The sequence below is a fragment of the Nocardioides sp. JS614 genome (assembly GCF_000015265.1).
Classification (GTDB): Bacteria; Actinomycetota; Actinomycetes; order Propionibacteriales; family Nocardioidaceae; genus Nocardioides.
In genome coordinates this window covers 2,488,151-2,510,731 of the sequence record NC_008699.1, presented here as the reverse complement: position 1 = coordinate 2,510,731, position 22,581 = coordinate 2,488,151, and the positions used below count along the sequence as shown (strand labels likewise).

The 22,581-nt window shown below is 72.6% G+C and carries 25 protein-coding genes; 8 read left to right on the top strand and 17 right to left on the bottom strand.

Annotation, left to right across the window (positions count from 1 at the left end; translation table 11 throughout):
* Positions 1–33: 33 nt before the first annotated feature.
* On the bottom strand, positions 34–1,134 hold the full coding sequence (locus tag NOCA_RS13385; protein ID WP_011755802.1) for a potassium channel family protein: 1,101 nt from the start codon (positions 1,132–1,134) through the stop codon (positions 34–36).
* Positions 1,135–1,144: 10 nt separating this feature from the next.
* Complete coding sequence (locus NOCA_RS13380; protein ID WP_011755801.1) at positions 1,145–2,128, bottom strand: YihY/virulence factor BrkB family protein; 984 nt, start codon at positions 2,126–2,128, stop codon at positions 1,145–1,147.
* Positions 2,129–2,145: 17 nt separating this feature from the next.
* Here NOCA_RS13380 and NOCA_RS13375 point away from each other — a divergent pair, with 17 nt between their 5' ends.
* A complete protein-coding gene (locus NOCA_RS13375; RefSeq protein WP_011755800.1) occupies positions 2,146–3,819 on the top strand; it encodes an acyl-CoA dehydrogenase family protein in 1,674 nt (557 codons plus the stop codon).
* A gap of 17 nt (positions 3,820–3,836) precedes the next feature.
* Here NOCA_RS13375 and NOCA_RS13370 read toward each other — a convergent pair whose 3' ends face one another.
* Complete coding sequence (locus NOCA_RS13370; protein ID WP_011755799.1) at positions 3,837–5,285, bottom strand: glycine hydroxymethyltransferase; 1,449 nt, start codon at positions 5,283–5,285, stop codon at positions 3,837–3,839.
* A gap of 351 nt (positions 5,286–5,636) precedes the next feature.
* On the opposite strand from NOCA_RS13370, the gene NOCA_RS13365 reads away from it, so the two are divergent.
* The 4 genes from NOCA_RS13365 to NOCA_RS13350 all read left to right on the top strand — a co-directional run bounded on the left by NOCA_RS13365 (position 5,637) and on the right by NOCA_RS13350 (position 9,142).
* Positions 5,637–7,358: a nitrite/sulfite reductase gene (locus NOCA_RS13365; RefSeq protein ID WP_011755798.1), complete on the top strand. Its 1,722-nt coding sequence runs from the start codon at positions 5,637–5,639 to the stop codon at positions 7,356–7,358.
* Positions 7,355–7,552 carry a hypothetical protein gene (locus tag NOCA_RS13360; RefSeq protein ID WP_011755797.1) on the top strand — a complete coding sequence of 66 codons (198 nt, stop codon included), beginning with the start codon at positions 7,355–7,357 and terminating at the stop codon, positions 7,550–7,552. The genes NOCA_RS13365 and NOCA_RS13360 overlap by 4 nt, the downstream gene beginning before the upstream one ends.
* A complete protein-coding gene (locus tag NOCA_RS13355) occupies positions 7,549–8,295 on the top strand; it encodes a phosphoadenylyl-sulfate reductase (protein WP_011755796.1) in 747 nt (248 codons plus the stop codon). Before NOCA_RS13360 ends, NOCA_RS13355 begins: the two co-directional genes overlap by 4 nt.
* A gap of 103 nt (positions 8,296–8,398) precedes the next feature.
* The gene (locus NOCA_RS13350; protein WP_011755795.1) at positions 8,399–9,142 is read left to right on the top strand and encodes a sirohydrochlorin chelatase; all 744 of its coding nucleotides are present in this window, start codon (positions 8,399–8,401) and stop codon (positions 9,140–9,142) included.
* Position 9,143: 1 nt separating this feature from the next.
* On the opposite strand, the gene NOCA_RS13345 is transcribed toward NOCA_RS13350, so the two are convergent.
* From NOCA_RS13345 to NOCA_RS13295, 11 genes are all read right to left on the bottom strand, one after another.
* A complete protein-coding gene (locus NOCA_RS13345; protein ID WP_011755794.1) occupies positions 9,144–9,536 on the bottom strand; it encodes a DUF3037 domain-containing protein in 393 nt (130 codons plus the stop codon).
* The gene (locus NOCA_RS13340; protein WP_011755793.1) at positions 9,533–10,312 is read right to left on the bottom strand and encodes a HipA family kinase; all 780 of its coding nucleotides are present in this window, start codon (positions 10,310–10,312) and stop codon (positions 9,533–9,535) included. Before NOCA_RS13340 ends, NOCA_RS13345 begins: the two co-directional genes overlap by 4 nt.
* Positions 10,309–11,160, bottom strand: a complete 852-nt coding sequence (locus NOCA_RS13335; protein WP_011755792.1) for a PPK2 family polyphosphate kinase — start codon at positions 11,158–11,160, stop codon at positions 10,309–10,311. Before NOCA_RS13335 ends, NOCA_RS13340 begins: the two co-directional genes overlap by 4 nt.
* Positions 11,161–11,167: 7 nt before the next feature.
* Positions 11,168–11,872, bottom strand: a complete 705-nt coding sequence (locus NOCA_RS13330) for a GNAT family N-acetyltransferase (RefSeq protein WP_011755791.1) — start codon at positions 11,870–11,872, stop codon at positions 11,168–11,170.
* The gene (locus NOCA_RS13325) at positions 11,869–12,360 is read right to left on the bottom strand and encodes a phosphoribosyltransferase (protein ID WP_011755790.1); all 492 of its coding nucleotides are present in this window, start codon (positions 12,358–12,360) and stop codon (positions 11,869–11,871) included. The genes NOCA_RS13330 and NOCA_RS13325 overlap by 4 nt, the downstream gene beginning before the upstream one ends.
* Positions 12,350–12,958, bottom strand: coding sequence for a regulatory protein RecX (locus tag NOCA_RS13320; RefSeq protein ID WP_011755789.1), 609 nt, complete (start codon positions 12,956–12,958; stop codon positions 12,350–12,352). Before NOCA_RS13320 ends, NOCA_RS13325 begins: the two co-directional genes overlap by 11 nt.
* Positions 12,942–13,994: a recombinase RecA gene (gene recA, locus NOCA_RS13315; RefSeq protein ID WP_011755788.1), complete on the bottom strand. Its 1,053-nt coding sequence runs from the start codon at positions 13,992–13,994 to the stop codon at positions 12,942–12,944. Before recA ends, NOCA_RS13320 begins: the two co-directional genes overlap by 17 nt.
* A gap of 194 nt (positions 13,995–14,188) precedes the next feature.
* Complete coding sequence (locus NOCA_RS13310) at positions 14,189–14,983, bottom strand: S-methyl-5'-thioadenosine phosphorylase (RefSeq protein ID WP_011755787.1); 795 nt, start codon at positions 14,981–14,983, stop codon at positions 14,189–14,191.
* Positions 14,980–16,242, bottom strand: coding sequence for an MFS transporter (locus NOCA_RS13305; protein WP_041546536.1), 1,263 nt, complete (start codon positions 16,240–16,242; stop codon positions 14,980–14,982). The genes NOCA_RS13310 and NOCA_RS13305 overlap by 4 nt, the downstream gene beginning before the upstream one ends.
* A gap of 7 nt (positions 16,243–16,249) precedes the next feature.
* Positions 16,250–16,444 (bottom strand): DUF3046 domain-containing protein, encoded by a 195-nt coding sequence (locus tag NOCA_RS13300; RefSeq protein ID WP_011755785.1) that lies wholly within the window; start codon positions 16,442–16,444, stop codon positions 16,250–16,252.
* A 7-nt stretch (positions 16,445–16,451) separates the two neighbouring features.
* Positions 16,452–17,612, bottom strand: a complete 1,161-nt coding sequence (locus tag NOCA_RS13295) for a methyltransferase domain-containing protein (protein ID WP_041546535.1) — start codon at positions 17,610–17,612, stop codon at positions 16,452–16,454.
* A 286-nt stretch (positions 17,613–17,898) separates the two neighbouring features.
* Between NOCA_RS13295 and NOCA_RS13290 the strand changes: the two genes are divergently transcribed.
* A complete protein-coding gene (locus NOCA_RS13290; protein ID WP_011755783.1) occupies positions 17,899–18,333 on the top strand; it encodes a DUF4153 domain-containing protein in 435 nt (144 codons plus the stop codon).
* A 26-nt stretch (positions 18,334–18,359) separates the two neighbouring features.
* Positions 18,360–18,743, top strand: coding sequence for a RidA family protein (locus NOCA_RS13285; RefSeq protein ID WP_011755782.1), 384 nt, complete (start codon positions 18,360–18,362; stop codon positions 18,741–18,743).
* Here the strand turns inward: NOCA_RS13285 and NOCA_RS13280 are convergent.
* Positions 18,740–19,846, bottom strand: a complete 1,107-nt coding sequence (locus NOCA_RS13280; protein ID WP_011755781.1) for a DNA glycosylase AlkZ-like family protein — start codon at positions 19,844–19,846, stop codon at positions 18,740–18,742. The two genes, NOCA_RS13285 and NOCA_RS13280, sit on opposite strands and share 4 nt — an antisense overlap.
* 60 nt (positions 19,847–19,906) lie before the next feature.
* Here NOCA_RS13280 and NOCA_RS13275 point away from each other — a divergent pair, with 60 nt between their 5' ends.
* The gene (locus tag NOCA_RS13275; RefSeq protein WP_011755780.1) at positions 19,907–21,169 is read left to right on the top strand and encodes a GNAT family N-acetyltransferase; all 1,263 of its coding nucleotides are present in this window, start codon (positions 19,907–19,909) and stop codon (positions 21,167–21,169) included.
* 223 nt (positions 21,170–21,392) lie between these two features.
* Here NOCA_RS13275 and NOCA_RS13270 read toward each other — a convergent pair whose 3' ends face one another.
* Positions 21,393–21,962 carry a TetR/AcrR family transcriptional regulator gene (locus NOCA_RS13270; RefSeq protein ID WP_011755779.1) on the bottom strand — a complete coding sequence of 190 codons (570 nt, stop codon included), beginning with the start codon at positions 21,960–21,962 and terminating at the stop codon, positions 21,393–21,395.
* Between the two features lie 91 nt (positions 21,963–22,053).
* A complete protein-coding gene (locus tag NOCA_RS13265) occupies positions 22,054–22,407 on the bottom strand; it encodes an SPW repeat domain-containing protein (RefSeq protein ID WP_443189696.1) in 354 nt (117 codons plus the stop codon).
* Between the last annotated feature and the right edge of the window lie 174 nt (positions 22,408–22,581).

The window sequence follows — 22,581 nt, the reverse complement described above, 5'->3', positions numbered from 1 at the left end:
GTGGCATCAGCAGGTCTCGCAGACGGCGCGGCGTCAGTCGTCGTCGTTGGCGAGGTCCTCGTCGTGGGTGCCGGGCCGAGGCGCCCAGGGCAGCTCCTTGGCGGGGCGTACGACGATCAGCCGGTCGCCCCGGGCGAGCTGGGTGACCACCGGGTCGAAGTAGCGGTAGACCTTCTCGTCCCGCACGACGGCGATCACCTGGTCGGGCAGCCGTTGGGGCTGTCGGCCGACCTCGCTGACCAGGAGGTCGCGCTCGGCGACCTCCAGGCCCTCGCCGTACGTGAGCAGGTCCTCCATCACCGAGCCGAGCGTCGGCGAGAGGGACGAGAGCCCGAGCAGCCGCCCGACGGCGTCGGAGGAGGTGATCACCGAGTTCGCCCCGGACTGGCGCATCAGCGCGACGTTCTCCTGCTCGCGCACCGCCGCGACGATCCAGACCTCCGGGTTGAGCTGCCGCACGGTCAGCGTCGCGAGGACGTTGGAGTCGTCCCGGTCGGTGGTGATGATGACCTGGTCGGCGTTCTCCACCCCGGCCCGGCGCAGCACGTCCTGCCGGGTGGCGTCGCCGGTGACGACCGCGAGCCCGTCGGCGTGCGCCTCCTGGAGCGCCGCCGCGCCGGGGTCGACCACGATGATCGACTCGCGGTCCTGACCGTTGTTGACCAGCGTGTCGACGGCGGCCCGGCCCTTGGTGCCGTAGCCGACCACGACGACGTGGGATCTCATGTGCTTCCTCCAACGGGCGGCTCGGAACAGCTCGCGGCCCTGGGAGGCGAGGACCTCCAGGGTGGTCCCGATCAGCAGCACCAGGAAGGCGATGCGGAGCGGGGTGACGACGAACGCGTTGATCATCCGGGCGTGCGCCTCGACCGGCGCGATGTCGCCGTACCCGGTCGTGCTCAGCGTGACGGTCGTGTAGTAGAGCGAGTCGACCAGGTCGACCCGCCCGGTCGGGTCGTTGCCGTCGACGTACGCCTCCCGGTCGAGCCAGACCAGCAGCACGGTGCCGACCAGGATCGCGAGGGCGGCCAGCAGCCGGCGGCCGAGCTCCCACCAGGGCGAACGCGCCTGGTCGGGCAGCGAGAGCTTCCCGCGCACGCGACCCTGCGTGATGTCGCTGGAGTCCTCGGCCACGGTGGTGAATCTAGTCGTTGTCGGGCCGCGCACCGAAGCGACGCAGCCGCGACACGAGCTCGAGTCTGGCGCGCGTGGTGGCCTTCTGCGGGAAGACCGTGTCGAAGGCCGCATTGACCGCTGCCCCGATGAGCACCGCGATCGACACCAGGTAGAGCCAGAGCAGCACCGCGATGGGTGCCGCCAGCGGACCGTAGATCGAGCGTGAGTCGGTCGCCGTGACGGTCAGGAACCACCGCAGCAGGTAGGACCCGACGACCCAGCAGAACAACGAGAAGGTCGCACCCGGGAGGTTGAAGCTCCAGTTCGTCCGCACTGGCACTGACACGTGGTAGAGCGTCGCGAGGAAGCAGATGCACACGACGGTCACCACCGGCCAGTAGAACCCCATCAGCAGGTCCAGCCGCTCCGGCAGCCAGTCCTCGACCAGGCTCGGACCGGCGATCACCAGGGGGATCGTCACGACCCCGGTGACCATCGCGAGGACGTAGAGGAGGAACGAGAGCGCCCGGGTCTTCACGATCCCGCGGTGCCCGCCGAGCCCGTGCATGATCGTGATGGTGTCGACGAAGACGTTCAGCGCCCGGGAGCCGGACCACAGCGCCAGCACGAACCCGAGCGAGATGACGTCGAAACGGCCGCCCCGGAGCACGTCGTCGATGGTCGGCTCGATGATCTTGTGCACCGCCCCGTCGGTGAGCGCCCGCGCGGAGAGATCGACGACCGCGGCCCGCACGTCGGCGACCTGGGCCGGGCTGAACTGGTCGGTGACGTACCCGATGGCGCCGGCCATCGCGAAGATCAGCGGGGGCACGGAGAGCACGGCGAAGAACGCCGCCTCCGCCGCCAGGCCGGTCACCCGGTACTTCAGGCAGGAGGCGACGGTGGTGACGAACAGCCGCCACACCACCTCGCGCAGCCGGCGCAGCCGGAGGGCCAGCGGGGAGGCCCGGGGGGCGCGTTCCTGGCGCTCTGCTCCCTCCGCCCCGGACATGGATCTACCGTAGGCCCATGCGATCCGACATCCGCGCATCCGCCAACCAGCCGCCAGCACTGGTTGGTCACAACGTCGTCACGGCCGACCTCGCCCTCGTCGAGGCGGTCACCCGGCACGCCTCCGCCGACGTGGTCGAGGACCTGGCCGCCCTCGGCGCCGAGGCCGGCACCGACGAGGCGCGCGAGCACGGCCTGCTCGCGAACCGCAACGAGCCGCGGCTCGCGCCGTACGACCGCTACGGCAACCGGATCGACGAGGTCGAGTTCCATCCCTCCTGGCACTGGCTGATGGGCCGCGCCGTCGGCCACGGACTGGCGGCCGCACCCTGGGAGCAGCAGGAGGCCGGGGCGCCGCACGCGCACGTGCGCCGCGCCGCCGGCTTCATGGCCTGGTCGCACACCGAGGCGGGCCACGGCTGCCCGATCTCGATGACGTACGCCGCCGTCCCCGCGCTACGCGCCGACGAGGCGCTCGCCAAGGAGTGGACGCCGCTGCTGGCGTCCACGACGTACGACCCGGGCCTCCGGCTCGCCACGACGAAGGCCGGCGCACTGGCCGGCATGGGGATGACGGAGAAGCAGGGCGGCTCCGACGTCCGCACCAACGTGACCGAGGCGCGCCCGACCTCCGCGCACGGCGAGTACACCCTCCACGGGCACAAGTGGTTCACCTCGGCGCCGATGAACGACATGTTCCTGGTCCTCGCCCAGGCCGAGGGGTCGGCCCTGACCTGCTTCGTGGTCCCCCGCGTGCTCGCCGACGGCACCCGCAACCAGATGGACGTGGTCCGCCTCAAGGACAAGCTCGGCAACCGCTCGAACGCCTCGTCCGAGCTGGAGCTCGACGGCACCGTCGGCTACCGCCTCGGCGACGAGGGCCGCGGGGTGCGCACCATCATCGAGATGGTCGCCGCCACCCGGCTCGACTGCGTGCTCGGGTCGACCTCGCTGATGCGGCGCGCGGTCAACGAGGCGTCCTGGCACGCCGCGCACCGCACGGCCTTCGGCGCGCTCCTCGCCGACAAGCCGCTGATGCAGAACGTGCTCGCGGACCTGGCGGTCGAGACGGAGGCGGCGACGGCCCTCGCGATCCGGCTGGCGGCCGCTGTCGACGGCCTGGGCCGGCCCGACGCCGCGGAGGCGGCGCACGAGGCCGCGTTCCGCCGGATCGCGCTCCCGCTCGCGAAGTTCTGGGTCTGCAAGCGCACCCCGTTCCTGGTGGCGGAGGCGCTGGAGTGCCTGGGCGGCAACGGCTACGTCGAGGACTCGGGGATGCCGTTGCTGTACCGCGAGGCCCCGGTCAACTCCGTCTGGGAGGGGTCGGGCAACGTCAACGCCCTCGACGTGCTGCGCGCCCTGGGCCGCGAGCCCGAGGTGCTCGACGCCTGGATCACCGAGGTGGGCCGGGCCCGCGGCGGCGACGCCCGCCTCGACCGGGCGATCGAGGACACGCTGGCGCTGATCGGATCCCTCCTGGGCGACCCCGACTCGCTCGAGGTCAACGCCCGGCGGCTTGCCAGCCGGATGGCGCTGTGCCTGCAGGGCGCGCTGCTCGTGCGCTTCGCCCCCCCGGAGGTCGCCGACGTGTTCTGCGCCTCCCGGCTCGGCACGTCGTACGACGGCGTCTTCGGCACCCTGGACGGCGGCGACCTGCGCGCGATCGTCGAGCGGGCGACGCCGACGCTCTGACCGGAGCCGCTCGAGGCTCAGGCCAGGTCGAGGCCTGGGTAGAGCGGGTGCTTGTCGAGCAGCTCCGCGGCGGCGGCGTGGACCTTGTCGGCCACGCCGTCACCGAGCCGGTAGGACGCCTTCGACGGCTTGCCGTCCTTGGTGGTGCCGGGCTCGGTGTTGCTGAGCACGTCCACGATCAGCTCGGCGACCCGGTCGAACTCGTCGTGGCCGAAGCCCCGGGTCGTCAGGGCCGGCGTGCCGAGGCGGATGCCGGAGGTGTACCAGGCGCCGTTCGGGTCCTGCGGGATCGAGTTGCGGTTGGTGACCACGCCGGAGTCGAGGAGCGCCGACTCGGCCTGCCGGCCGGTGAGCCCGAACGCCGAGACGTCGAGCAGCACCAGGTGGTTGTCGGTGCCACCGGTGACGAGCCGGGCACCGCGGGACAGGAAGCCCTCGGCCAGCGACTGGGCGTTGTCGGCGATGTTCTGCGCATAGGTCCGGAACTCCGGGCGGCGGGCCTCGGCGAGGGCCACGGCCTTGGCCGCCATCACGTGCCCCAGCGGGCCGCCGAGCACCATCGGGCAGCCGCGGTCGACGTCGGCGGCGAAGTCCTCCTGGGCCAGCACCAGGCCGCCGCGCGGGCCACGCAGTGACTTGTGGGTCGTGGTCGTGGTGATGTGGGCGTGCGGGATCGGGTCCTCGTCGCCGGTGAACACCTTCCCGGCGACCAGGCCCGCGAAGTGCGCCATGTCGACCATCAGCGTCGCGCCGACCTCGTCGGCGATCTCGCGCATCTTCGCGAAGTCCACCCGGCGCGGGTAGGCGGAGTAGCCGGCGACGATCACCAGCGGCTTGAACTCGCGGGCCTTGGCGGCGACCGCGGCGTAGTCGAGCAGCCCGGTCTCCGGATCGGTGCCGTACTGCTGCTGGTGGAACATCTTGCCGCTGATGTTCGGGCGGAAGCCGTGGGTGAGGTGGCCGCCGGCGTCCAGGGCCATCCCGAGCAGCCGCTGGTTGCCGAGCTCGTGGCGCAACGACTCCCAGTCCGCCTCGGTCAGCTCGTTGACGTTCTTGGCGCCGAGCCGCTCGAGCGCCGGGGTCTCGACCCGGTGGGCCAGGATCGACCAGAACGCCACCAGGTTCGCGTCGATGCCGGAGTGCGGCTGGGCATACGCGTACGGCGCCCCGAAGAGCTCGCGCGCGTGCTCGGCGGCCAGCGCCTCGACGGTGTCGACGTTCTGGCAGCCTGCGTAGAAGCGGTGGCCGACGGTGCCCTCGGCGTACTTGTCGCTCAGCCAGGTGCCCATGGTCAGCAGCACCGCCGGCGAGGCGTAGTTCTCGCTCGCGATCAGCTTCAGCGAACCTCGCTGGTCGACGAGCTCCTGCCGGGTCGCCTCCGCGATCCGCGGCTCGACCGAGGCGATCACCTCGAGAGCCTGCTGGTACGCGCTGCTGGTGAGGGAACTGATGCGCTCGTCGCTCATGCGGCCAGCCTAGTGGTGGCCGTGGTGTGACGTGGGTCGCAGTCCACGCGCCCGCGGGGCGGATGCGCCTGGCTGTTGTCTCGCATAGCGGACTCTCGTTTCACATCATGAGATTTCGTCTTGTGGGATGCCCGTCCGCCCCCTGAGACTCCTTGACATGGTCTCCGCTGTGACGCACGCCTACCTCGTGGCTCGACGCCACGTGGACCTCGGGCGCACCCGCAGCATGATGTGTTGGCATTCCTGACCCTCGCCCACCGCGCAGCTGACCGCACCGGTTGACCGCAGGCCCCGACGACGTGGCCGCCCCCGGTTCGATGGTCGCTCGCACCGTCGCTTCAGGAAGCCCCGATGACTGACCTGCGCTACACCGTCCAGCCCGCCAGCAGCACCGAGATCCCGCGTCCCAAGCGGGCCGAGGGCCAGTGGGCCCTCGGCCTCCGCGAGCCGCTCAACGCCAACGAGCAGCAGAAGAAGGACGACAGTCCGCTCAACGTGCGCGACCGGATCGTGAACGTCTACAGCAAGCGCGGGTTCGACTCCATCGACCCCGCCGACCTGCGCGGCCGGTTCCGCTGGTACGGCATCTACACCCAGCGTCGCCCCGGGCTCGACGGCGGCAAGACCGGAGCCCTCGAGCCGCACGAGCTCGACGACCGCTACTTCATGATGCGGGTGCGCAGCGACGGGGCACTGCTCGGCGCCGAGCAGCTGCGGACGCTCGGCGGCATCTCCACCGACTTCGCCCGGGACACCGCCGACATCACCGACCGGCAGAACATCCAGTACCACTGGATCGACATCGTCGACGTCCCGGAGATCTGGGACCGCCTCGCCCGCGTCGGGCTGACCACCGAGGAGGCCTGCGGCGACTCCCCCCGTGGGTTCCTCGGCTCCCCGGTCGCCGGCGTCGCCAAGGACGAGATCATCGACGGGACCCCGGCCCTGTTGGAGATCGGCCGCCGGCGCGCGGGCAACCCCGACTACGCCAACCTCCCCCGCAAGTTCAAGACCTCCGTCTCCGGGCACCCCTCGCTCGACGCGACGCCGGAGATCAACGACGTCGCGTTCGTCGGCGTGGTGCACCCCGAGCTCGGCGCCGGCTTCGACCTGTGGGTCGGCGGCTCCCTGTCGACCAACCCCTTCCTGTCCGCCAAGATGGGCGTCTGGATCCCGCTCGACGAGGTCGCCGACGTGTGGGAGGGCGTGATCTCGATCTTCCGGGACTACGGCTACCGGCGCCTCCGGTCCCGGGCCCGGCTCAAGTTCCTCGTCCAGGACTGGGGCATCGAGAAGTTCCGCGAGGTGCTCGAGAACGAGTACCTCCACCGCCGGCTCCCCGACTGCGCGTCGCCGGAGGTCGCGGCCGGCAACGGCGACCACATCGGCGTGCACGAGCAGAAGGACGGCCGGTTCTACGTCGGCGCGAGCGCGACCGTGGGACGCGTGAGCGGCAGCCTGCTGAGCCGGCTCGGCGACCTGGTCGAGAAGTACGGCGTGGACGGGGTCCGGCTCACGGCGTACCAGAAACTCGTGATCCTCGGCGTCGACGGCGCCCGGGTCGACGAGCTGCTCGACGACCTGGAGCTGATCGGCCTGTCCGCGCGCCCCTCCCCATGGCGGCGCTCCACGATGGCCTGCACCGGCATCGAGTTCTGCAAGCTGGCGATCGTCGAGACCAAGCATCGGGCCAGCGCCCTGGTCGACGAGCTGGAGCGGCGCTTCCCCGACCTCGACACGCCGATCACCGTCAACGTGAACGGGTGCCCGAATGCCTGCGCGCGTACCCAGGTCGCGGACATCGGGCTCAAGGGCCAGCTCGTCCTGCACGAGGGCGAGCAGGTCGAGGGCTTCCAGGTGCACCTGGGCGGTGGCATCGGGCTCACCCAGCGGCTGGGCCGCAAGCTGCGCGCGCACAAGGTCACCAGCGCCGGGCTCGACGACTACATCACCTCGGTCGTCACCAACTACCTCACCGACCGCACCGACGGCGAGGCGTTCGCCGCCTGGGTCGAGCGCGCCGACGAGGAGCTGCTGCGCGGCGACAAGACCCTGGAGGCGGTGGCGACATGAGCGAGCGCGCCGTCCCCTTCCACTGCCCCTACTGCGGGGAGGAGGACCTGCGCCCGCACGAGGTCCTCTCGGAGAACGGCGAGGTCCACTCGCCCCACGGCACCTGGGAGTGCCGCGCCTGCCTGCGCGCCTTCTCCCTGAAGATGCTCGGTCTGGTCCGCCCCTCGACCGCTGCACCGGGAGCGCCGTCATGACCGCGGCGACCACGAACTCGGCTCGCAACTTCCGTGGCATCGAGACCGCTGGCCGCTCCTCCGAGGAGCTGCGCGAGCTGGTGTCCCACTGGGGCGCCGAGCTCGAGCTCGCGCCCGCCGAGGACATCGTCGAGTGGGCGGTGGCGACCTTCGGCGAGAGGTTCTGCGTGACGTCGTCGATGGCGGATGCCGTCCTCGCGCACCTGGTCTCCCGCGTCGCGCCGGGGATCGACGTGCTCTTCCTGGACACCGGCTACCACTTCGCCGAGACGATCGGGACCCGGGACGCGGTCCAGGCGACGCTGCCGGTCAACCTGATCACGATCACCCCGGTGCAGTCGGTCGCCGAGCAGGACGCGGCGTACGGCACGGACCTCTACAAGACCGACCCCGACCTGTGCTGCGCGCTGCGCAAGGTGCAGCCGCTCGCGGACGCCCTCGAGGGGTACGACGCGTGGGCGACCGGGCTGCGCCGCGCCGAGACCCAGCACCGCGTGATCGCCCCGGTCATCGGCTGGGACGCCAAGCGCGGCAAGGTCAAGGTCTCGCCGCTGGCACGCTGGACCGACGAGGAGATCGAGCGCTACATCGCCGACCACGACGTGCTGGTGAACCCGCTCGCGTACGACGGCTACCCGTCCATCGGCTGCTGGCCCTGCACACGCCGCGTGGCTCCCGGCGAGGACCCACGCAGCGGCCGTTGGGCCGGCACCACCAAGACCGAGTGCGGGATCCACTCATGACCCGGATCCCGCACCCCAGCCCGGCCGACAGCGTGGCCGACCGCGGCTTGCCCGAGATGCACTCCCCCGCACCAACCGCACGCACACGTAAGGAGGCGGCGTGATGGCTGCTCCTGCTCTGGTGGCCCTCGCTCACGGCAGTCGTGACCCGCGGTCTGCCGCCACGATCAAGGCCCTGGTCGACGAGGTCCGGGCGCTGCGCCCGGACCTGCGCATCGAGCCGGCGTTCCTCGAGCTCTCCCGACCGTCGTTCACGACCGTCGTGGACCGCCTCGTGAAGGCGGGCTTCGACGAGATCGTGGTCGTCCCGCTGCTGCTCACGGAGGCGTTCCACGCCAAGGTCGACGTGCCAAGCGCCGTCGCCGAGGCGGCCGAGCGGCACCCGGGCCTGCAGGTCCGCGCGACCTCGATCCTCGGGCTCGAGGCGCGGTTCCTCGAGGTGCTGGACGTGCGCATGCGCGAGGCGCTGCGCGCGGCTCGGGCCCGCGAGCTCGACGCCCTGGTGCTCGCCGCGGCCGGCTCGAGCGACCCGCTCGCCAACCAGTCCGTCGCCCGGCTCGCCCGTGTGTGGGGCTCGCGCCACAAGCTGCCCGTGACCGCCGCGTTCGCCTCGGCCTCCCCCCCGACCACCGGCGAGGCGGTGCGCGCTTTCCGCGGCGAGGGGCGGCGCCACATCGCCGTGGCCTCGCTCTTCCTCGCCCCGGGCTTCCTGCCGGACCGCGCCGCCGAGCTGGCCCTGGAGGCGGGCGCGATCGCGGTGTCCCAGCCGCTCGGCGCCCACCCGGAGCTGGCCCGCACCGTGCTGGCGCGGTACGCCGTCGGCGCGGTCGAGCTGGTGCCCGTCTGAGCTAGGAGACCAGCTGCTCGACCAGGCGCTCGAGCTGGCGTGCGGGGTCGCGGGTCAGCCCGCCGTGGACCGGGCCGGGCTGGAGGACGGTGCTGCGCGGCGCCTTCAGGAAGCCGAAGCGCTGGCCCAGGGGCTGTCCGGCCACGGCACCGGCGCGCTCGTCCCCCGCGCACACCCCTTCGACGAACTCCAGCGCGTCGCAGACCTGGTCGAGGTCCAGGCCCGGCGCGAACGCGCGGAGCCGCTCCCGGTCGACGTGCCAGGCGCCCTGGAGGAAGCCGGTGGCCTCGCAGTAGAGCACGACGCCGACGTTGACGAACTCCTCGCGGTCCACGCGGGGCACGCAGCGCAGGACGACGTACTGGTAGGAGAGCCGGGGGGTCACGGCGGTCATCGGGCCGACACCTCCGGCAGCCACTGCCGGGCGGCGAGCCGCGCGGACAGGAAGTCGACGTACGCCGCCCGGAGCGCGTCGGGGCCGTCGGCGCCCGGAACCGGCTCGAGCCAGGCGTCGGGGACCGCGGCCAGCACCTCGGCGAACACGTCGGGCGCGAGCCGGGCGCGGACCTCGTCGTCGGCGGCCGGCAGCTCGCTCGCGAACCCCAGGAGGACGTGGTCGTCCGGGCTCCACGGCTGGGCGGCGAACCGGGCCGCCGCGCCGTCCTTGGTCAAGGAGCCGCCGGGCCAGGCGTGGTGGAAGTACAGCGCCGCGCCATGGTCGATCACCCACAGGTCGCCGTGCCAGACCAGCAGGTTGGGGTTGCGCCAGGAGCGGTCGACGTTGGCGGTGAACGCATCGAGCCACAACACCTTGCCGGCGACCCCTGCGTCCGTCGGGACCTCCCCGTCGAAGCCGAACGCGCCGGGCAGGAAGTCCACGCCGAGGTTGAGCCCCGGGCTCGCGTTGAGCAGGTCCTGGACCTCCTCGTCGGCCTCGTAGCGGGCGATCTCCGGGTCGAGGTCGAGCGCCACCAGCTCGGGCGTGCGCAGGCCGATCCGGCGGGCCAGCTCGCCGACGATCACCTCGGCCACCAGCACCCGCACGCCCTGCCCGGCACCGCGGAACTTGCACACGTAGGTGCCGAGGTCGTCGCCCTCGACGATGCCCGGCAGGCTGCCGCCCTCCCGCAGTGGCGTCACGTAGCGGGTCACGGCGACGGAGGGGATCACGAGACCGGGCCCTCGGGGTCCTCGTGCAGCAGCCGGTCCCGCTCGGCCGCCACGTCGAAGTCCGCCGCCGGCCAGGCGAGGTCGAGTCCGCGCAGCGTCTCCAGGAGCAGCTGCCCGATGGCGAGGTTGCGGTACCACTTCGCGTCGCTGGGCACCAGGTGCCACGGCGCGACCTCGGTGTTGGTGTGCTCGATCGCCGCCTCGTAGGCGCTGCGGTAGTCGGCCCAGCGCGCGCGCTCGTCGACGTCGTGGGGGTTGTACTTCCAGTGCTTGGTCGGCTGGGCCAGCCGGGCGAGCAGGCGCTTCTTCTGCTCCTCGGGCGAGATGTGCAGCAGGCACTTGAGGATCGTCGTCCCCTCCTCGACCAGCCCACGCTCGAAGTCGTTGATCACCTCGTAGCGGCGCTCGATCTCCTCGGGCTCGACCAGCCCGTGCACCCGCGGGACGAGCACGTCCTCGTAGTGGGAGCGGTCGAAGACGCCGATCAGGCCGGGCCCCGGCAGCGCCTTGCGGATCCGCCACAGGAAGTCGTGCGCGCGCTCCTCGTCCGTCGGCGCCTTGAACGACGTGATCCGGACGCCCTGCGGGTCGACCAGGCCGACGGTGTGCCGCAGGATGCCGCCCTTGCCGGAGGTGTCCATGCCCTGGAGGACCAGGAGCACCCGGCGCGGGGAGCCCTTGCGGCCCTGGGCGAACAGCCGTTCCTGGAGGTCGGAGAGCTCCGGCCCGAGGTCGACCAGCGCCTGCTTGCCGGCCGTCTTGCCGCCCTTCACCCCGGCGGTGCGGTCGGTGCGGAGCGCGGCCAGGTCGACGGGGCCGCGCGGGATGGGCTGGGCGTGGGCGGTCATCGAGGCATCATCCCAGGACCCGCGGGACGTCGAGGCTGCAGCCCACGACCGTGTCGACGGATCCGTCCTCCTTCGGCTCGTCGAACCACAACCCCTCGGTGAAGCCGGCCTTGGCGAGCATCCGCAACGAGGCGGCGTTGCGGTGGTCGGGGGCGGCGAAGTACGTCGTCGCCGCCGGGAACCGCTGCCGGGCGCGGGTCATCCACGCCCAGAGCACGCGGGCGCCGAAGCCGCGCCCGCTCCACTCCTCGCACAGCGCGTAGTCGACCCCGACGGCGTCCGGGTCCGGGCCGAGGACGGCGTAGTCGGGGTAGTCGCCGATCCGGTAGTCCTGGACGAACCCCACCGAGCGGCCGTTGACCTCGGCCACCCACATCCGGGTCGGCCGCATCCCGTCGATGCAGGGTCCGTAGCGGGCCTCGATCCGCTCCGGCGTCGGGTCGCCCTCGGCGGCCCACCAGCGCCGGACGTGCTCGCTCTGGCGCCAGCGCGTCACGTCCGGCAGGTCCCCACGGGTCATCGCCCGCACCGCGACCCGGTTGTCGTGGTCGACCGCGAACTGCTTCACCTCCCCGGAGAGGTCCACCGGCACCGGGTCGGCGTGCAGGCTCGCGACCGTACGCCTGGCGGCCGCCGCCCAGGCCTCGCCGTCGTGGACCACGCCGGTGAGGTCGCGGCCACGGTCGTGGACGACCACCCGGTGGCCGTTCACGAGGCACCTGCCGGGCGCCGGGTCAGCGGCGGCTCGGCCGACCACGGGAAGTCGATCCACGACTCGGTGCGGCGCCAGACGTAGTCGGGGCGCACGAGCGTCCAGGGCTTCTCGTAGATCACCGCGATCCGCGCCTCGGCGACGTGGTCCGCGCAGAAGTCGCGGACGATCTCCAACGTCCGGCCGGTGTCGGCGACGTCGTCGGCGATCAGCACCCTGAGACCCGCCAGGTCGACGGCGTCGGGGGTCGGCGGCAGCACCACGGGGAGCTCCAGCCGCTCGTCCACCCCGGTGTAGAACTCGACGTTGATCGCGGAGAGGTTCTTCACGTCCAGCGCGTAGCCCAGCCCCATCCCGAGGCCGAGACCGCCGCGGGCGATCGAGAGCACCAGGTCGGGCTCGTAGCCGGAGTCGACGACCTGCTGGGCCAGCTCTCGCACCGCGATGCCGAACAGCTCGTACGTCAGGACCTCGCGCTCACTCGCCACCTGGGCATTCTTGCCCAGCCGAGGCCAGCTCGTCGCGCACTACCGCGAACGCCAGGCCGGATCCGTAGCCCTTGCGGGCCAACAGGCCCACGAGCCGCCGGGTCGCGGTTGTCTCGTCAACCCGGGCCAGGGAGCGCAGCTTCTTGCGCACCAGCGCCCGGGCGGCCGCCTCCTCGTCGGCCGGGTCCACCTCGTCGAGAGCCTCGCGCGCCACCTCGTCGGCGACGCCCTTGCGGCGCAGCTCCTGGGCCAGCGCCCGTCGGGCGAGGCCCTTGTTGGGCTGACGGGACTGCACCCAGGCCCGGGCGAAGGCGCGGTCGTCGACCAGGCCGACCTCCTCGAACCGGTCGAGGAGCCGGCTGGCGACCTCGTCGGGCACGTTGCGCGAGGCGAGCTTGTCGCTCAGCTCCTTGCGGCTGCGGGCCTGCCCGGTGAGCTGGTCGAGCAGGATCTTGCGGGCCACCGCCTCGGGGTCGGCGTCGGGCCCGTCGGCAACCGGGTCGGGCGGGGCCGACGCACGTCGGGTCCACGCGTCGACCCCGGCCGCGACATCACCGAGCCAGGGCGGCAGCTGTCGGGACTCAGAAGTCGCCGACACCGATCGGCTCCGCCGGCAGCTCGGCCACGTCCTGGTCGACGGTCGGCCCGACGCCGAGCTTCTCGAGGATCTTCTTCTCGAGCTCGTTGGCCAGGTCGGGGTTGTCGCGCAGGAAGGCGCGAGCGTTCTCCTTGCCCTGGCCGAGCTGGTCGCCCTCGTAGGTGTACCAGGCACCGGCCTTGCGAACCAGGCCCGCCTCGACGCCGACGTCGATCAGGCCACCCTCGCGGCTGATGCCCTTGCCGTACATGATGTCGAACTCGGCCTGCTTGAACGGCGGGGCCACCTTGTTCTTCACGACCTTGACGCGGGTCCGGTTGCCGACCATGTCGGTGCCGTCCTTGAGCGTCTCGATGCGGCGCACGTCGAGGCGGACCGAGGCGTAGAACTTCAGTGCCTTGCCGCCGGTGGTGGTCTCGGGCGAGCCGAACATCACGCCGATCTTCTCGCGCAGCTGGTTGATGAAGATCATCGTGGTCTTGGAGTTGTTGAGCGCACCGGTCATCTTCCGCAGCGCCTGGCTCATCAGGCGGGCCTGGAGGCCGACGTGACTGTCGCCCATCTCGCCCTCGATCTCGGCCCGGGGCACCAGCGCGGCGACCGAGTCGATCACGATCAGGTCGAGCGCACCGGAACGGATCAGCATGTCCGCGATCTCGAGCGCCTGCTCACCGGAGTCGGGCTGGGAGACCAGCAACGCGTCGGTGTCGACGCCGAGGTTCTTCGCGTAGTCGGGGTCGAGGGCGTGCTCGGCGTCGATGAACGCCACGATGCCGCCGGCGCGCTGGGCGTTGGCCACCGCGTGCAGGGCGACGGTCGTCTTGCCCGAGGACTCCGGGCCGTAGATCTCCACGACGCGACCGCGCGGGAAGCCGCCCAGGCCGAGTGCGACGTCGAGGGCGATCGAGCCGCTCGGGATGATCTCGAGCGGGGCCCGGACCTCGTCACCGAGGCGCATGACCGAACCCTTGCCGAACTGCTTCTCGATGTTGGCGAGTGCGGCGTCCAGGGCCTTCTCGCGGTCTCCTCCAGCCATCTGCTGCTTCCTCTTCTCTCGTCGTGGTCCAGGCACATCGGCGACGCTAGAGCGAGCCACCGACAGTGCCCTGATCAGCACCGCCGAAGCTGTGGACGACCTCGCTCCGCGTCGTACCTGTGGACCCAACCTAGCCCGAACACCTGTTCGACGTCGGCAGGAGGGGCGGCGTGTCGTCCGGACCTCCGCCCTCCTCAGAGGTAGGTCAGATCGATGCCGTCGGCCCACGACGAGCACGTGCAGCCCTCGGGGTCCGGCAGCCCGGCGACGGCCCGGGTCAGGACCCCCTCGAGCCGGCCGAGGTTCGCGCGGAACAGCGCGAACACCTCCTCCTGGCTGACCCCCGCCCCGCTCTCGGCGCCGGCGTCCATGTCCGTGACCAGCGCGATCGTGGCGTAGCACAGCCGCAGCTCGCGGGCGAGCGCCGCCTCGGGTGCCCCGGTCATGTTGATCAGCGCCCAGCCCTGCTCGGCGTAGTGGCGCGACTCGGCTCGGGTGGAGAAGCGCGGCCCCTCGATCACCACCATCGCTCCCCCGACGCGGGCGTCGGGCGCCGCGGCCAGCAGCGCGGCCGAGACCCCCGGGCAGTACGGGTCGGCGAACGGCAGGTGCACCGCACCGGTCTCGACATAGCTCGACACCCGCCCCTGGGTGCGGTCGACGAGCTGGTCGGGCACCACGACGTCCCCGGGCGCCACCTCCGGGCTCAGGCCGCCCACCGCGCACGGCGCCAGCACCTGGCGCACACCGAGCGAGCGCAGCGCCCAGAGGTTGGCGCGGTAGGGGATCCGGTGAGGTGGGTACTCATGGTGCCGGCCGTGCCGGGGCAGGAACGCCACCCGGCGGTCGGCGACAGTGCCGACCGAGACCGGGGCCGAGGGCGCACCGTACGGCGTGTCCACGACGTGCTCCTCGACCTCCTCCCCGGCGGCGCCGAGGAAGGAGTAGAAGCCGGTGCCGCCGATCACGGCGACGTCCGCGACGGTCATGCGTCCACCCTGCCAGGCCGGGTGGACGCGCGGGCGCCCAGACCGCCGACGGCGACCAACGCGACCAGGCCGATCGCGGAGATCGCGAGCTCCGGGTAGCCCCAGGCGCCGACCACGACGCCGGCCAGGGCGCCGGCCCCGGCGGCGGTCAGCCCCATCACCAGGTCGGCCGCACCCTGGACGTCGGTGAGCGCGTCGAGCGGCGCGTGCTGCGCGATCAGGGTCGAGGCGGCGACGGTCGCGAACGACCAGCCCAGCCCGAGCAGGAACAGCCCGACGAAGATCTGCCAGGAGCTGCCCTCGGGCGCGCGGGCGGAGAGCACCAGCGACGCGAGCAGGAGCGCCGCGCCCTCGAGCAGGACGGCCGGCCGGCCGGTGCGGTCGGCGAGCATGCCGACCAGCGGGGAGAACGCGAACATGCCGAGCACGTGGACGCTGATCACGATGCCGATCACCCGCAGCTCCGCGTGCCCGTGCTCCATGTGCAGCGGCGTCATCACCATCACCGCGACCATCGCGGCGTGCGAGCAGGCCATGGCCAGGACGGCGAAGGCGATCACCGGGCGCTCCCGGGCGGCGGCGACGGCGCGCCCCCAGCCGGTCCCGCCGGGCGCCTGGGGAGCGACCCCGGCCACCTCCCGGGCCGTGAGCAGCGGGTCGGGCCGCAGCATCAGGAACGTGATCAACGCGGCCCCGAGCATGCCGAGGCTGCCGAGTGCGAACGGCCCGGTGAGCTCGGGAATGCCGAGCCAGCCCGCCAGGGCGCCCGCCGGTCCCGTCAGGTTGGGGCCGGCGACCGCGCCGATGGTCGTCGCCCACACCACCGTGGAGAGCGCCCGGCCCTTGTGGGCGTCCTCGGCGAGGTCGGTCGCGGCGTACCGGGCGCTGCTGTTCGCGGCGGTCGTCGAGCCGAGCAGCACCGCGCCCACGAGCAGCACCAGCATCGAGTCCACCACGCCGGCCAGTACGGCGAGCAGCGCGCCGGCGGCGCCGAGGAGGTAGCCGGTCACCAGGCCGACCCGCCGGCCGCGCACCGACATCAGCCGCGCCAGCAGGTAGGCCGCGACCGCCGCGCCGAGCACCTGGAAGGTCTGGGCGAGGCCGGCCTGGCTCTCCGACCCGGAGATGTCCCGCGCGAGCAGCGAGGCCGTCGCGATGCCGATGGTGATGCCGATGGCGCCGACCGCCTGCGCGGCGACCAGCGTGCGCATCGTGCGCCGCTGCACCTCCGCGACGTCGGGCAGGGCACGGACGCTCACCACTCGATCACCGCTTGCTCGCCGGCAGCTCGAGCGCGCTCCAGACCGCCGCCCAGACCTGCTTGGGCGGCACGCCCGCGGCCAGCGCCTGCGCGGCGGTCCGGCCGCCGAGCTCGGCCATCACGTACATGTCGGCCCAGGATCGGGAGTACGCCGGCCCCAGTGCGTCGTCCAGTCGGGACCAGAACTCGGTGTGTCTCATGGGTTCCTCACGCCCGCGTCGCCCGCACGTCCAGCCACGGCTCGCCGGTGCGGCTGCTCACGCTGTGGTCGACCCGGTCGACGGTCCAGCCCGCGCCCTCCAACGCGGCGCGCAGCGGGGCCTCGCGCCAGTAGACGAAGTGGCGGGGGGCGCCGACGAAGCCGTGGGTGGACCACGCCTCACCGTCACCCTCCTTCAGCCACAGCAGGAGCGCGCCCCCAGGACGCGTGGCCGCGGCCAAGCGGTGCAGCACCGCCGGCAGGTCGGCCCGGTCGACGTGGAGCAGGCTGGCGCTCGCCCAGACGCCGTCGTACGGCCTCCTCGGGGCACGCGGGTCGGCCAGGTCGTCCACGAGCGGGTCGAGCAGATCGGCCTCGTGACCGGCCTCGCGCAGCAGGTCGACGAAGGCCGGGGTGATGTCGGTGCGGCGCACGGACAAGCCCGCCTGCTCGAGCACCACCGCGTCGCGTCCGCCCCCGCTGCCGATCTCGAGCACGCGGGCGCCCGGCCCCAGCGTGGCCACGAGGTCGGCGACCTGCGCGGCGGTCTCGGCCGAGACGTCGTTCGTCCCGTCGCGGTAGGACGCGGCGTGCGCGTCGTAGGCCTCGACGGTTGCCCGGGCGGCAAGCGCCCGCACGTCCCACGCGTGATGGACGATGTCGTGCAGGTGGTAGCGGCCCAGGCTCTCGACGGTGAACGCGCTGCCGTCGCTGCGGAAGCCGCGCCGGCTCCACGCGTCGGGCGGCACCGCCTCGTAGCGCGCCGCGACGACCTCCGCCGCGTCGAGCAGGTCGGTGGCGACCGTGGCCGGGTCCTGCTCGGCGTACCGCTCGGCGATCGCGGTCTCGTCCTGGTCCCAGTTGGCGAACTGCGGGTCGGTCTCGTCGAGCATCAGCCCGAGCCGGACATCGAAGAGGCGGTGCACGTCGCGGACGTGGCAGGCGTACTCGAGCGCCGACCAGGTCGCCGGGTCCGGGCGAACGGTCGCGTCGTCGAGGGTCAGCACCGCCTCCCACGTCGTCGCGTTGTCGCGGACGACCTCGGCGAGCCGGTCGACGGTGACCCGCGAGGCCTCGAAGCCGCACTCGGGGCAGGCCCGGTCCAGGACCCAGGTCCAGTCCTTGGTGTCGGGGACGATCGCGCCGTCCCGGGACGTGTCGCTGCTCATGGGGCAATCCAACCAGCCGGCAGCCACACCTGGGCACCGGTTCCGGCCAGGCTCCGCGAAGATGGCGCCATGACTGGCGCCAGCACGGGGGCGACGATCCGGGCGGCAACCGTGGCGGACCTGCCCGGGATCGCCGCGATCTACGACGAGGAGGTCCGTCACGGGATCTCCACGTTCGCCACGGAGCCGCCCGGGCCGGACCACTGGACGGCCCGCCTGGCCAGCACCGAACCCGGCGACCACCTCCTGGTGGCCGAGCGGGCCGGCGCGCTGGTGGGCTACAGCTGTGCGGGCAGCTACCGCCCGCGGGCGGCTGCTCGTCGACGTCTTCGAGGGCTGGCTCGGGATCCTGGTGCTGGCCGTCCTGGCCTCCGGCACCGTGCTGCGAGCGCGGTGGCTGCCGCGGTTCGCACCGCTCAGCGGCGCGGTGGCGCTGCTGGCGCTGGCGGCACTGAACCCGGACGCCTGGATCGCCGAGCACAACCTGGACCGGTACGCCGAGACCGGGCGGGTGGACTGGACCTACCTGCGCGGTCTCTCGGACGATGCCGTCCCCGCGCTGGCGCGGGTCGATCCCGCCGACCGGGTCTGCGCGCTGGCCGGCCGGGAGCCCGCCGACGACGACTGGCTGGAGTGGAACCTGGGACGCTCCCGGGCCACCGGCCTCCTCGACCCGGCCGCCGGGTCCGCGGACCCGGCGGGCCAGTGCCGGGACGACTGACCTCGCGCCCGTCCTAGGCTGCGGCCATGACCCGCACCTCGGCCCGCTCCGGATCGCCCTTCGAGTCCTCCATCGGCTTCAGCCGCGCGGTCCGCGTCGGCTCGGTCGTTGCGGTCAGCGGCACCGCGCCGGTGTGGCCGGACGGCTCGGTCGACCCCGACCCCGCCGTCCAGGCCCGCCGCTGCTGGGAGATCTGCCTGGCTGCGTTGACCGAGCTCGGCGGGTCGGTCGGCGACGTGGTGCGCACCCGGCAGTACGTCGTCTCCGCCGCGGACGGGGACGCGATCGGCGCCGTGCACGGGGAGGTGTTCGGCGACGTGCAGCCCGCCTCGACCATGGTCGTCGTGGCCGGCCTGCTCGACCCGCGCTGGAAGGTCGAGGTCGAGCTGGACGCGGTGCTCGACTCCTAACCGCGCTCGATCTCGAGGTCGAGCCAGCGCGCGAGATCGTCGATCTCGGCCTCGACCGCGGCGCGGATCTCGGGCGCGAACGGCTGGTCCTCGTGGAGCGCCGTCACCCGCAGCACCCCTGCGGCGCGATCCGCGGTCGCGTCCAGCTTGCCGATCAGGCGGTCGCCGTACAGGACGGGCAGCGCGTAGTAGCCCCAGCGGCGCTTGGCGGCGGGCTTGTACATCTCGAGCAGGTACTCGTAGTCGAACAGCTCCGCCAGCCGCTTGCGGTCGGCGACGAGCCGGTCGAACGGCGAGAGCAATGCGGCCCGGCCGGCGAACGGGGCGCCGTCGAGGTAGTGCGGGTCGACCCGCCACTCCCCCTTGACACCGTCGACGACCGCCGGCTCCCCGACGTCGCCGACGTCGTACGGCTCACCGGGAACCTCTGCCACCCGCACCCGCGCGATCCCCAGCGACCGCAGCCGCCGCTCGCGGAGCAGGAGGTCCGCCTCGTCGGCCGGTGGCACCGGGTCGTCGGGGTAGACCCGCTCGGCGAGGTCCCAGAGCCGGTCCTTGCCCCAGCCACCGGCGCTGGCGACCTCGCCGCGTTGCACCATGAACCCCAGCAATCGCTGGACGTTCTTGTTGTTCGTCCAGCCGCTGCTCCCCCACGGCACCTCGCAGGTGTCGGGCAGCTCGCGGATCGGCAGCGGCCCGTCCGCGCGCAGCCGCTCGAGCAGGTCCAGCCGGCAGGCCGCGTTCGCCTCGACCCAGGCGACCCGCTGCACCTGCCAGTCCCGCAGGTCCCCGCTGCCGGGCCAGCGCGCCATCTCTGCGCGGAACAGTGCGATGTCCTCGGCCGGGCGCAGCAGGCCGTGCAGGTCGATCACCCGCTGCTCGTCCACGGCGTCGCGCAGCTCACCGGGGTCGTACGCCGGCCCGAGCCGGCTCCACAGCACCAGGTCGGCGCTGGGCGCGATGGCGCTGATCGGGTCGTGCTGCAGCACCGTGAGATGGCGTAGCACCGTCGTCAGGTCGGCCGGTCGCTCGGCGTCCAGCAGCTGCGCGCGGACGGCGACCCGCCGCGCGTCCGCCTGCGAGAGCTGGTGCGGCCCGGTCACGGGACACGAGGGTAGTCAAACCGGTTGTTCCTGCCACCGTGCCGAGGGTTTGCTGGGGACATGAGCCCCGACCCGATCAAGGTGGATCGCGCCACCGACGCCGAGCGGTACCTCGCCACCGACCACACGGTCTGGTTCGCCGAGGTGCCGAGCGCGCCGACGGAGGTGCAGCTGACCGGGCTCGCGCCCGAGCAGCGCTTCGCCGTCGACCTGGACGGCGCGGACCCGGCGACGTATCCCGGGATCTACGGCGTCTTCCCTCTCACCCTGTCGATCCCCGGCCCCGATGCCGGGGCCCGGCAGGTGCCGTGCGCGGGCCTGACCTGGGTGGGCGTGCACCCCGACCACCGGCGTCGCGGCGTCCTCACGGCGATGCTGCGCCACCACTTCGAGCAGGTGCGGGCCGAGGGCCTGCACCTCTCGGCCCTGCACGCGAGCGAGCCGGCGATCTACGGGCGGCACGGCTACGGCCTGGCGTCGCTGGAGCTGGAGGTGCGGCTCGGGCGGGGTACGGCGCTGTCCGCGCCCGGCCTCGAGGCGCCCGCGGCCGCGCTCACCACCCGGATGGTCCCGGCCTCGGAGCCCGACGTACCGGCGCGGCTGCGAGCCTGCCACCTCGCCCACGCCGAGCTGGGCACGGTCGTCGGCGAGCCCGGCTACTACCACCAGGTGTGCCTGCAGCTGCCCGAGCACCTGCGCGGCAAGGAGCCGTGGCGGGTGCTGTTCGCGCTGCGCGACGGCGTGGACGTCGGGTTCGCGGCGTTCCGGCGCACCGAGAAGTGGGAGAAGGCGCGGCCGGCCGGGGAGGTGGAGGTGTGGACGGTCGTCGGCGAGCCGGCAGCACGCCTGGCGCTGCTGAGGCGGCTGGTCGACCTGGACCTGATCGCGACCGTGAAGGTCGGCAGCGTCGGCGTCGAGGACCCGCTGCTCTCGTGGCTGGGTGGACCCCGGTCGGCCGCGGACGTGGGGACGTACGACGGCCTGTGGGTGCGCCTCGTCGACCTGCCGGCCGCGCTGCAGGCCCGCGGGTGGAGCGCGGCGTGCGACGTCGTGGTCGAGGTCACCGACACCGCGGCGCCCTGGAACGAGGGCAGGTGGCGGATCCGCGCGGATGCCTCGGGCGAGGCCGTCGTGGAGCGCGCGTCCGGGGACCCGGACCTACGGCTGGATGTCGCGGCGCTGGGCTCGGCGTACCTCGGCGGTGGGAACCTGCTCGCCCGGCACCGGGCGGGCCTGGTGCAGGAGCAGCGGCCCGGCGCGGTGCGCGAGCTGTGGCGGGCCATGCGCACCGATCTCGCGCCGACCGCGGCGGTGGGGTTCTGAGCGGGCGATGACCGTGCCGATGCGCGGGGACTCGGCCACTCGGTGGATGCGTCCGAACTTCGCAGTCGCGCTGCGGGGAGATACCGGATGCGCGACCGCGGCCTGATCGGCGACGACGGCGCGCTGGGCGACCTCGGTCGCGCCGTCAAGCAGCGGGTCGAGGTCGGCACCAGGGCTTCTGGCCGACGCTCCAGTGCCAGCCGCCCGCCCGCACCTGCCGTGCTCACGCGAGCTTGGGAGCCTTCAGCGCCAACGCCACGACGGCCGCCGCGCCCTGCACGTCCGGCGGCACCCCACCCGCCCTGCGCGCGTTGGCGTGGTCGAGCATCACGGAGACGAACGTCTCCGCGGCCTGGCGGCGGAGGGTGTTCGCCAACGTCCACTCGACGGCTTGGTCCAGCGCGGACTCGGTGAGCTCGACAAGCGAATGCCGTAAGCGACGAAGGTGGTCACGCACCTGCGGATGGGTGCCGCTCTCGCGGAAGATGATCGTACGCAACACCAGCGAGTCGTGGTTGTCCAGCCCGATCCTGCGATGCAGGGCCACCAGCGACCCGGCGGGATCACCTCGCCGTACGACACCTCTGACTACCTCCGTCGTCGGCACCGGAAGCCGCTCCTGCAACAGCGTCAGCAGCAGGTCGATCTTGCGTGGGAAGTAGTAGAAGACCAGTCCCTTGGGCACCTTGGCGGCATCGGCCACGCGGGCGGTCGGCGTCGCGTCGAAGCCGTCCTCGGCGAAGAGCTCCTCGGCCGCGTCGAGGATGCGGGTGCGGCTGTCATCAGCTGCCATCAGTACTCCGGAAGGTCGGCGGACGGACAGGACGAAAGGACGGGCAGGCCGCGATCGACGGCCTGCCCGTCGCCGTTGACCTGAGCCGCCCCTAGTGCGGGATCAGCCTGTGGTGCATCCTCTGCTCGATCCCGGGCAGGCTCAACAGCCCGGCCACCACCGTGACCGCACCGACGATCCACGCCGTCACGGCCATGTCGTTGTCGGTGCTGGCGACGTCCATCACCCAAGGGGACCCGACGAACAGCACACCCATGAGCACCAACGCATACCCGGTCACCCGGTCCTCCGACATCGCCATCGACCCCAGCGCGACCGCCGCCGTCACGACACCGAGGACCACCATCGTCCAGGTTGCCGCGTCGTCCATCTCGATGAAAAGCGGTGACAACGCTGCGCAGGCGCCAGCCACGAACGCCGCCCAGGCTTGCCATCGTGTCCACATCTGCATCAGTGGTTCCTCACTTTCACCCCTCGGACCCGTCGCTACTCAGGCGGATCGTCCACCACCAGGATGCGCCTTGATTGACCGCCCGGTCAAGCCTCCCTCCGCGATCCCTCAGACAGATCGGAACCCTAGTTGCGCCACGTTGCGGATGTTGACCGCGTGTCTGCTACC

Excerpts from the sequence above, each read along its gene's own strand:
- NOCA_RS13380 (WP_011755801.1), bottom strand. The coding sequence starts at position 2,128 with ATGTCCGGGGCGGAGGGAGCAGAGCGCCAGGAACGCGCCCCCCGGGCC.
- NOCA_RS13375 (WP_011755800.1), top strand. The coding sequence starts at position 2,146 with ATGCGATCCGACATCCGCGCATCCGCCAACCAGCCGCCAGCACTGGTT.
- NOCA_RS13370 (WP_011755799.1), bottom strand. The coding sequence starts at position 5,285 with ATGAGCGACGAGCGCATCAGTTCCCTCACCAGCAGCGCGTACCAGCAG.
- NOCA_RS13365 (WP_011755798.1), top strand. The coding sequence starts at position 5,637 with ATGACTGACCTGCGCTACACCGTCCAGCCCGCCAGCAGCACCGAGATC.
- NOCA_RS13360 (WP_011755797.1), top strand. The coding sequence starts at position 7,355 with ATGAGCGAGCGCGCCGTCCCCTTCCACTGCCCCTACTGCGGGGAGGAG.
- NOCA_RS13355 (WP_011755796.1), top strand. The coding sequence starts at position 7,549 with ATGACCGCGGCGACCACGAACTCGGCTCGCAACTTCCGTGGCATCGAG.
- NOCA_RS13350 (WP_011755795.1), top strand. The coding sequence starts at position 8,399 with ATGGCTGCTCCTGCTCTGGTGGCCCTCGCTCACGGCAGTCGTGACCCG.
- NOCA_RS13345 (WP_011755794.1), bottom strand. The coding sequence starts at position 9,536 with ATGACCGCCGTGACCCCCCGGCTCTCCTACCAGTACGTCGTCCTGCGC.
- NOCA_RS13335 (WP_011755792.1), bottom strand. The coding sequence starts at position 11,160 with ATGACCGCCCACGCCCAGCCCATCCCGCGCGGCCCCGTCGACCTGGCC.
- recA (WP_011755788.1), bottom strand. The coding sequence starts at position 13,994 with ATGGCTGGAGGAGACCGCGAGAAGGCCCTGGACGCCGCACTCGCCAAC.
- NOCA_RS13310 (WP_011755787.1), bottom strand. The coding sequence starts at position 14,983 with ATGACCGTCGCGGACGTCGCCGTGATCGGCGGCACCGGCTTCTACTCC.
- NOCA_RS13300 (WP_011755785.1), bottom strand. The coding sequence starts at position 16,444 with ATGAGACACACCGAGTTCTGGTCCCGACTGGACGACGCACTGGGGCCG.
- NOCA_RS13295 (WP_041546535.1), bottom strand. The coding sequence starts at position 17,612 with ATGAGCAGCGACACGTCCCGGGACGGCGCGATCGTCCCCGACACCAAG.
- NOCA_RS13285 (WP_011755782.1), top strand. The coding sequence starts at position 18,360 with ATGACCCGCACCTCGGCCCGCTCCGGATCGCCCTTCGAGTCCTCCATC.
- NOCA_RS13275 (WP_011755780.1), top strand. The coding sequence starts at position 19,907 with ATGAGCCCCGACCCGATCAAGGTGGATCGCGCCACCGACGCCGAGCGG.
- NOCA_RS13270 (WP_011755779.1), bottom strand. The coding sequence starts at position 21,962 with ATGGCAGCTGATGACAGCCGCACCCGCATCCTCGACGCGGCCGAGGAG.
- NOCA_RS13265 (WP_443189696.1), bottom strand. The coding sequence starts at position 22,407 with ATGTGGACACGATGGCAAGCCTGGGCGGCGTTCGTGGCTGGCGCCTGC.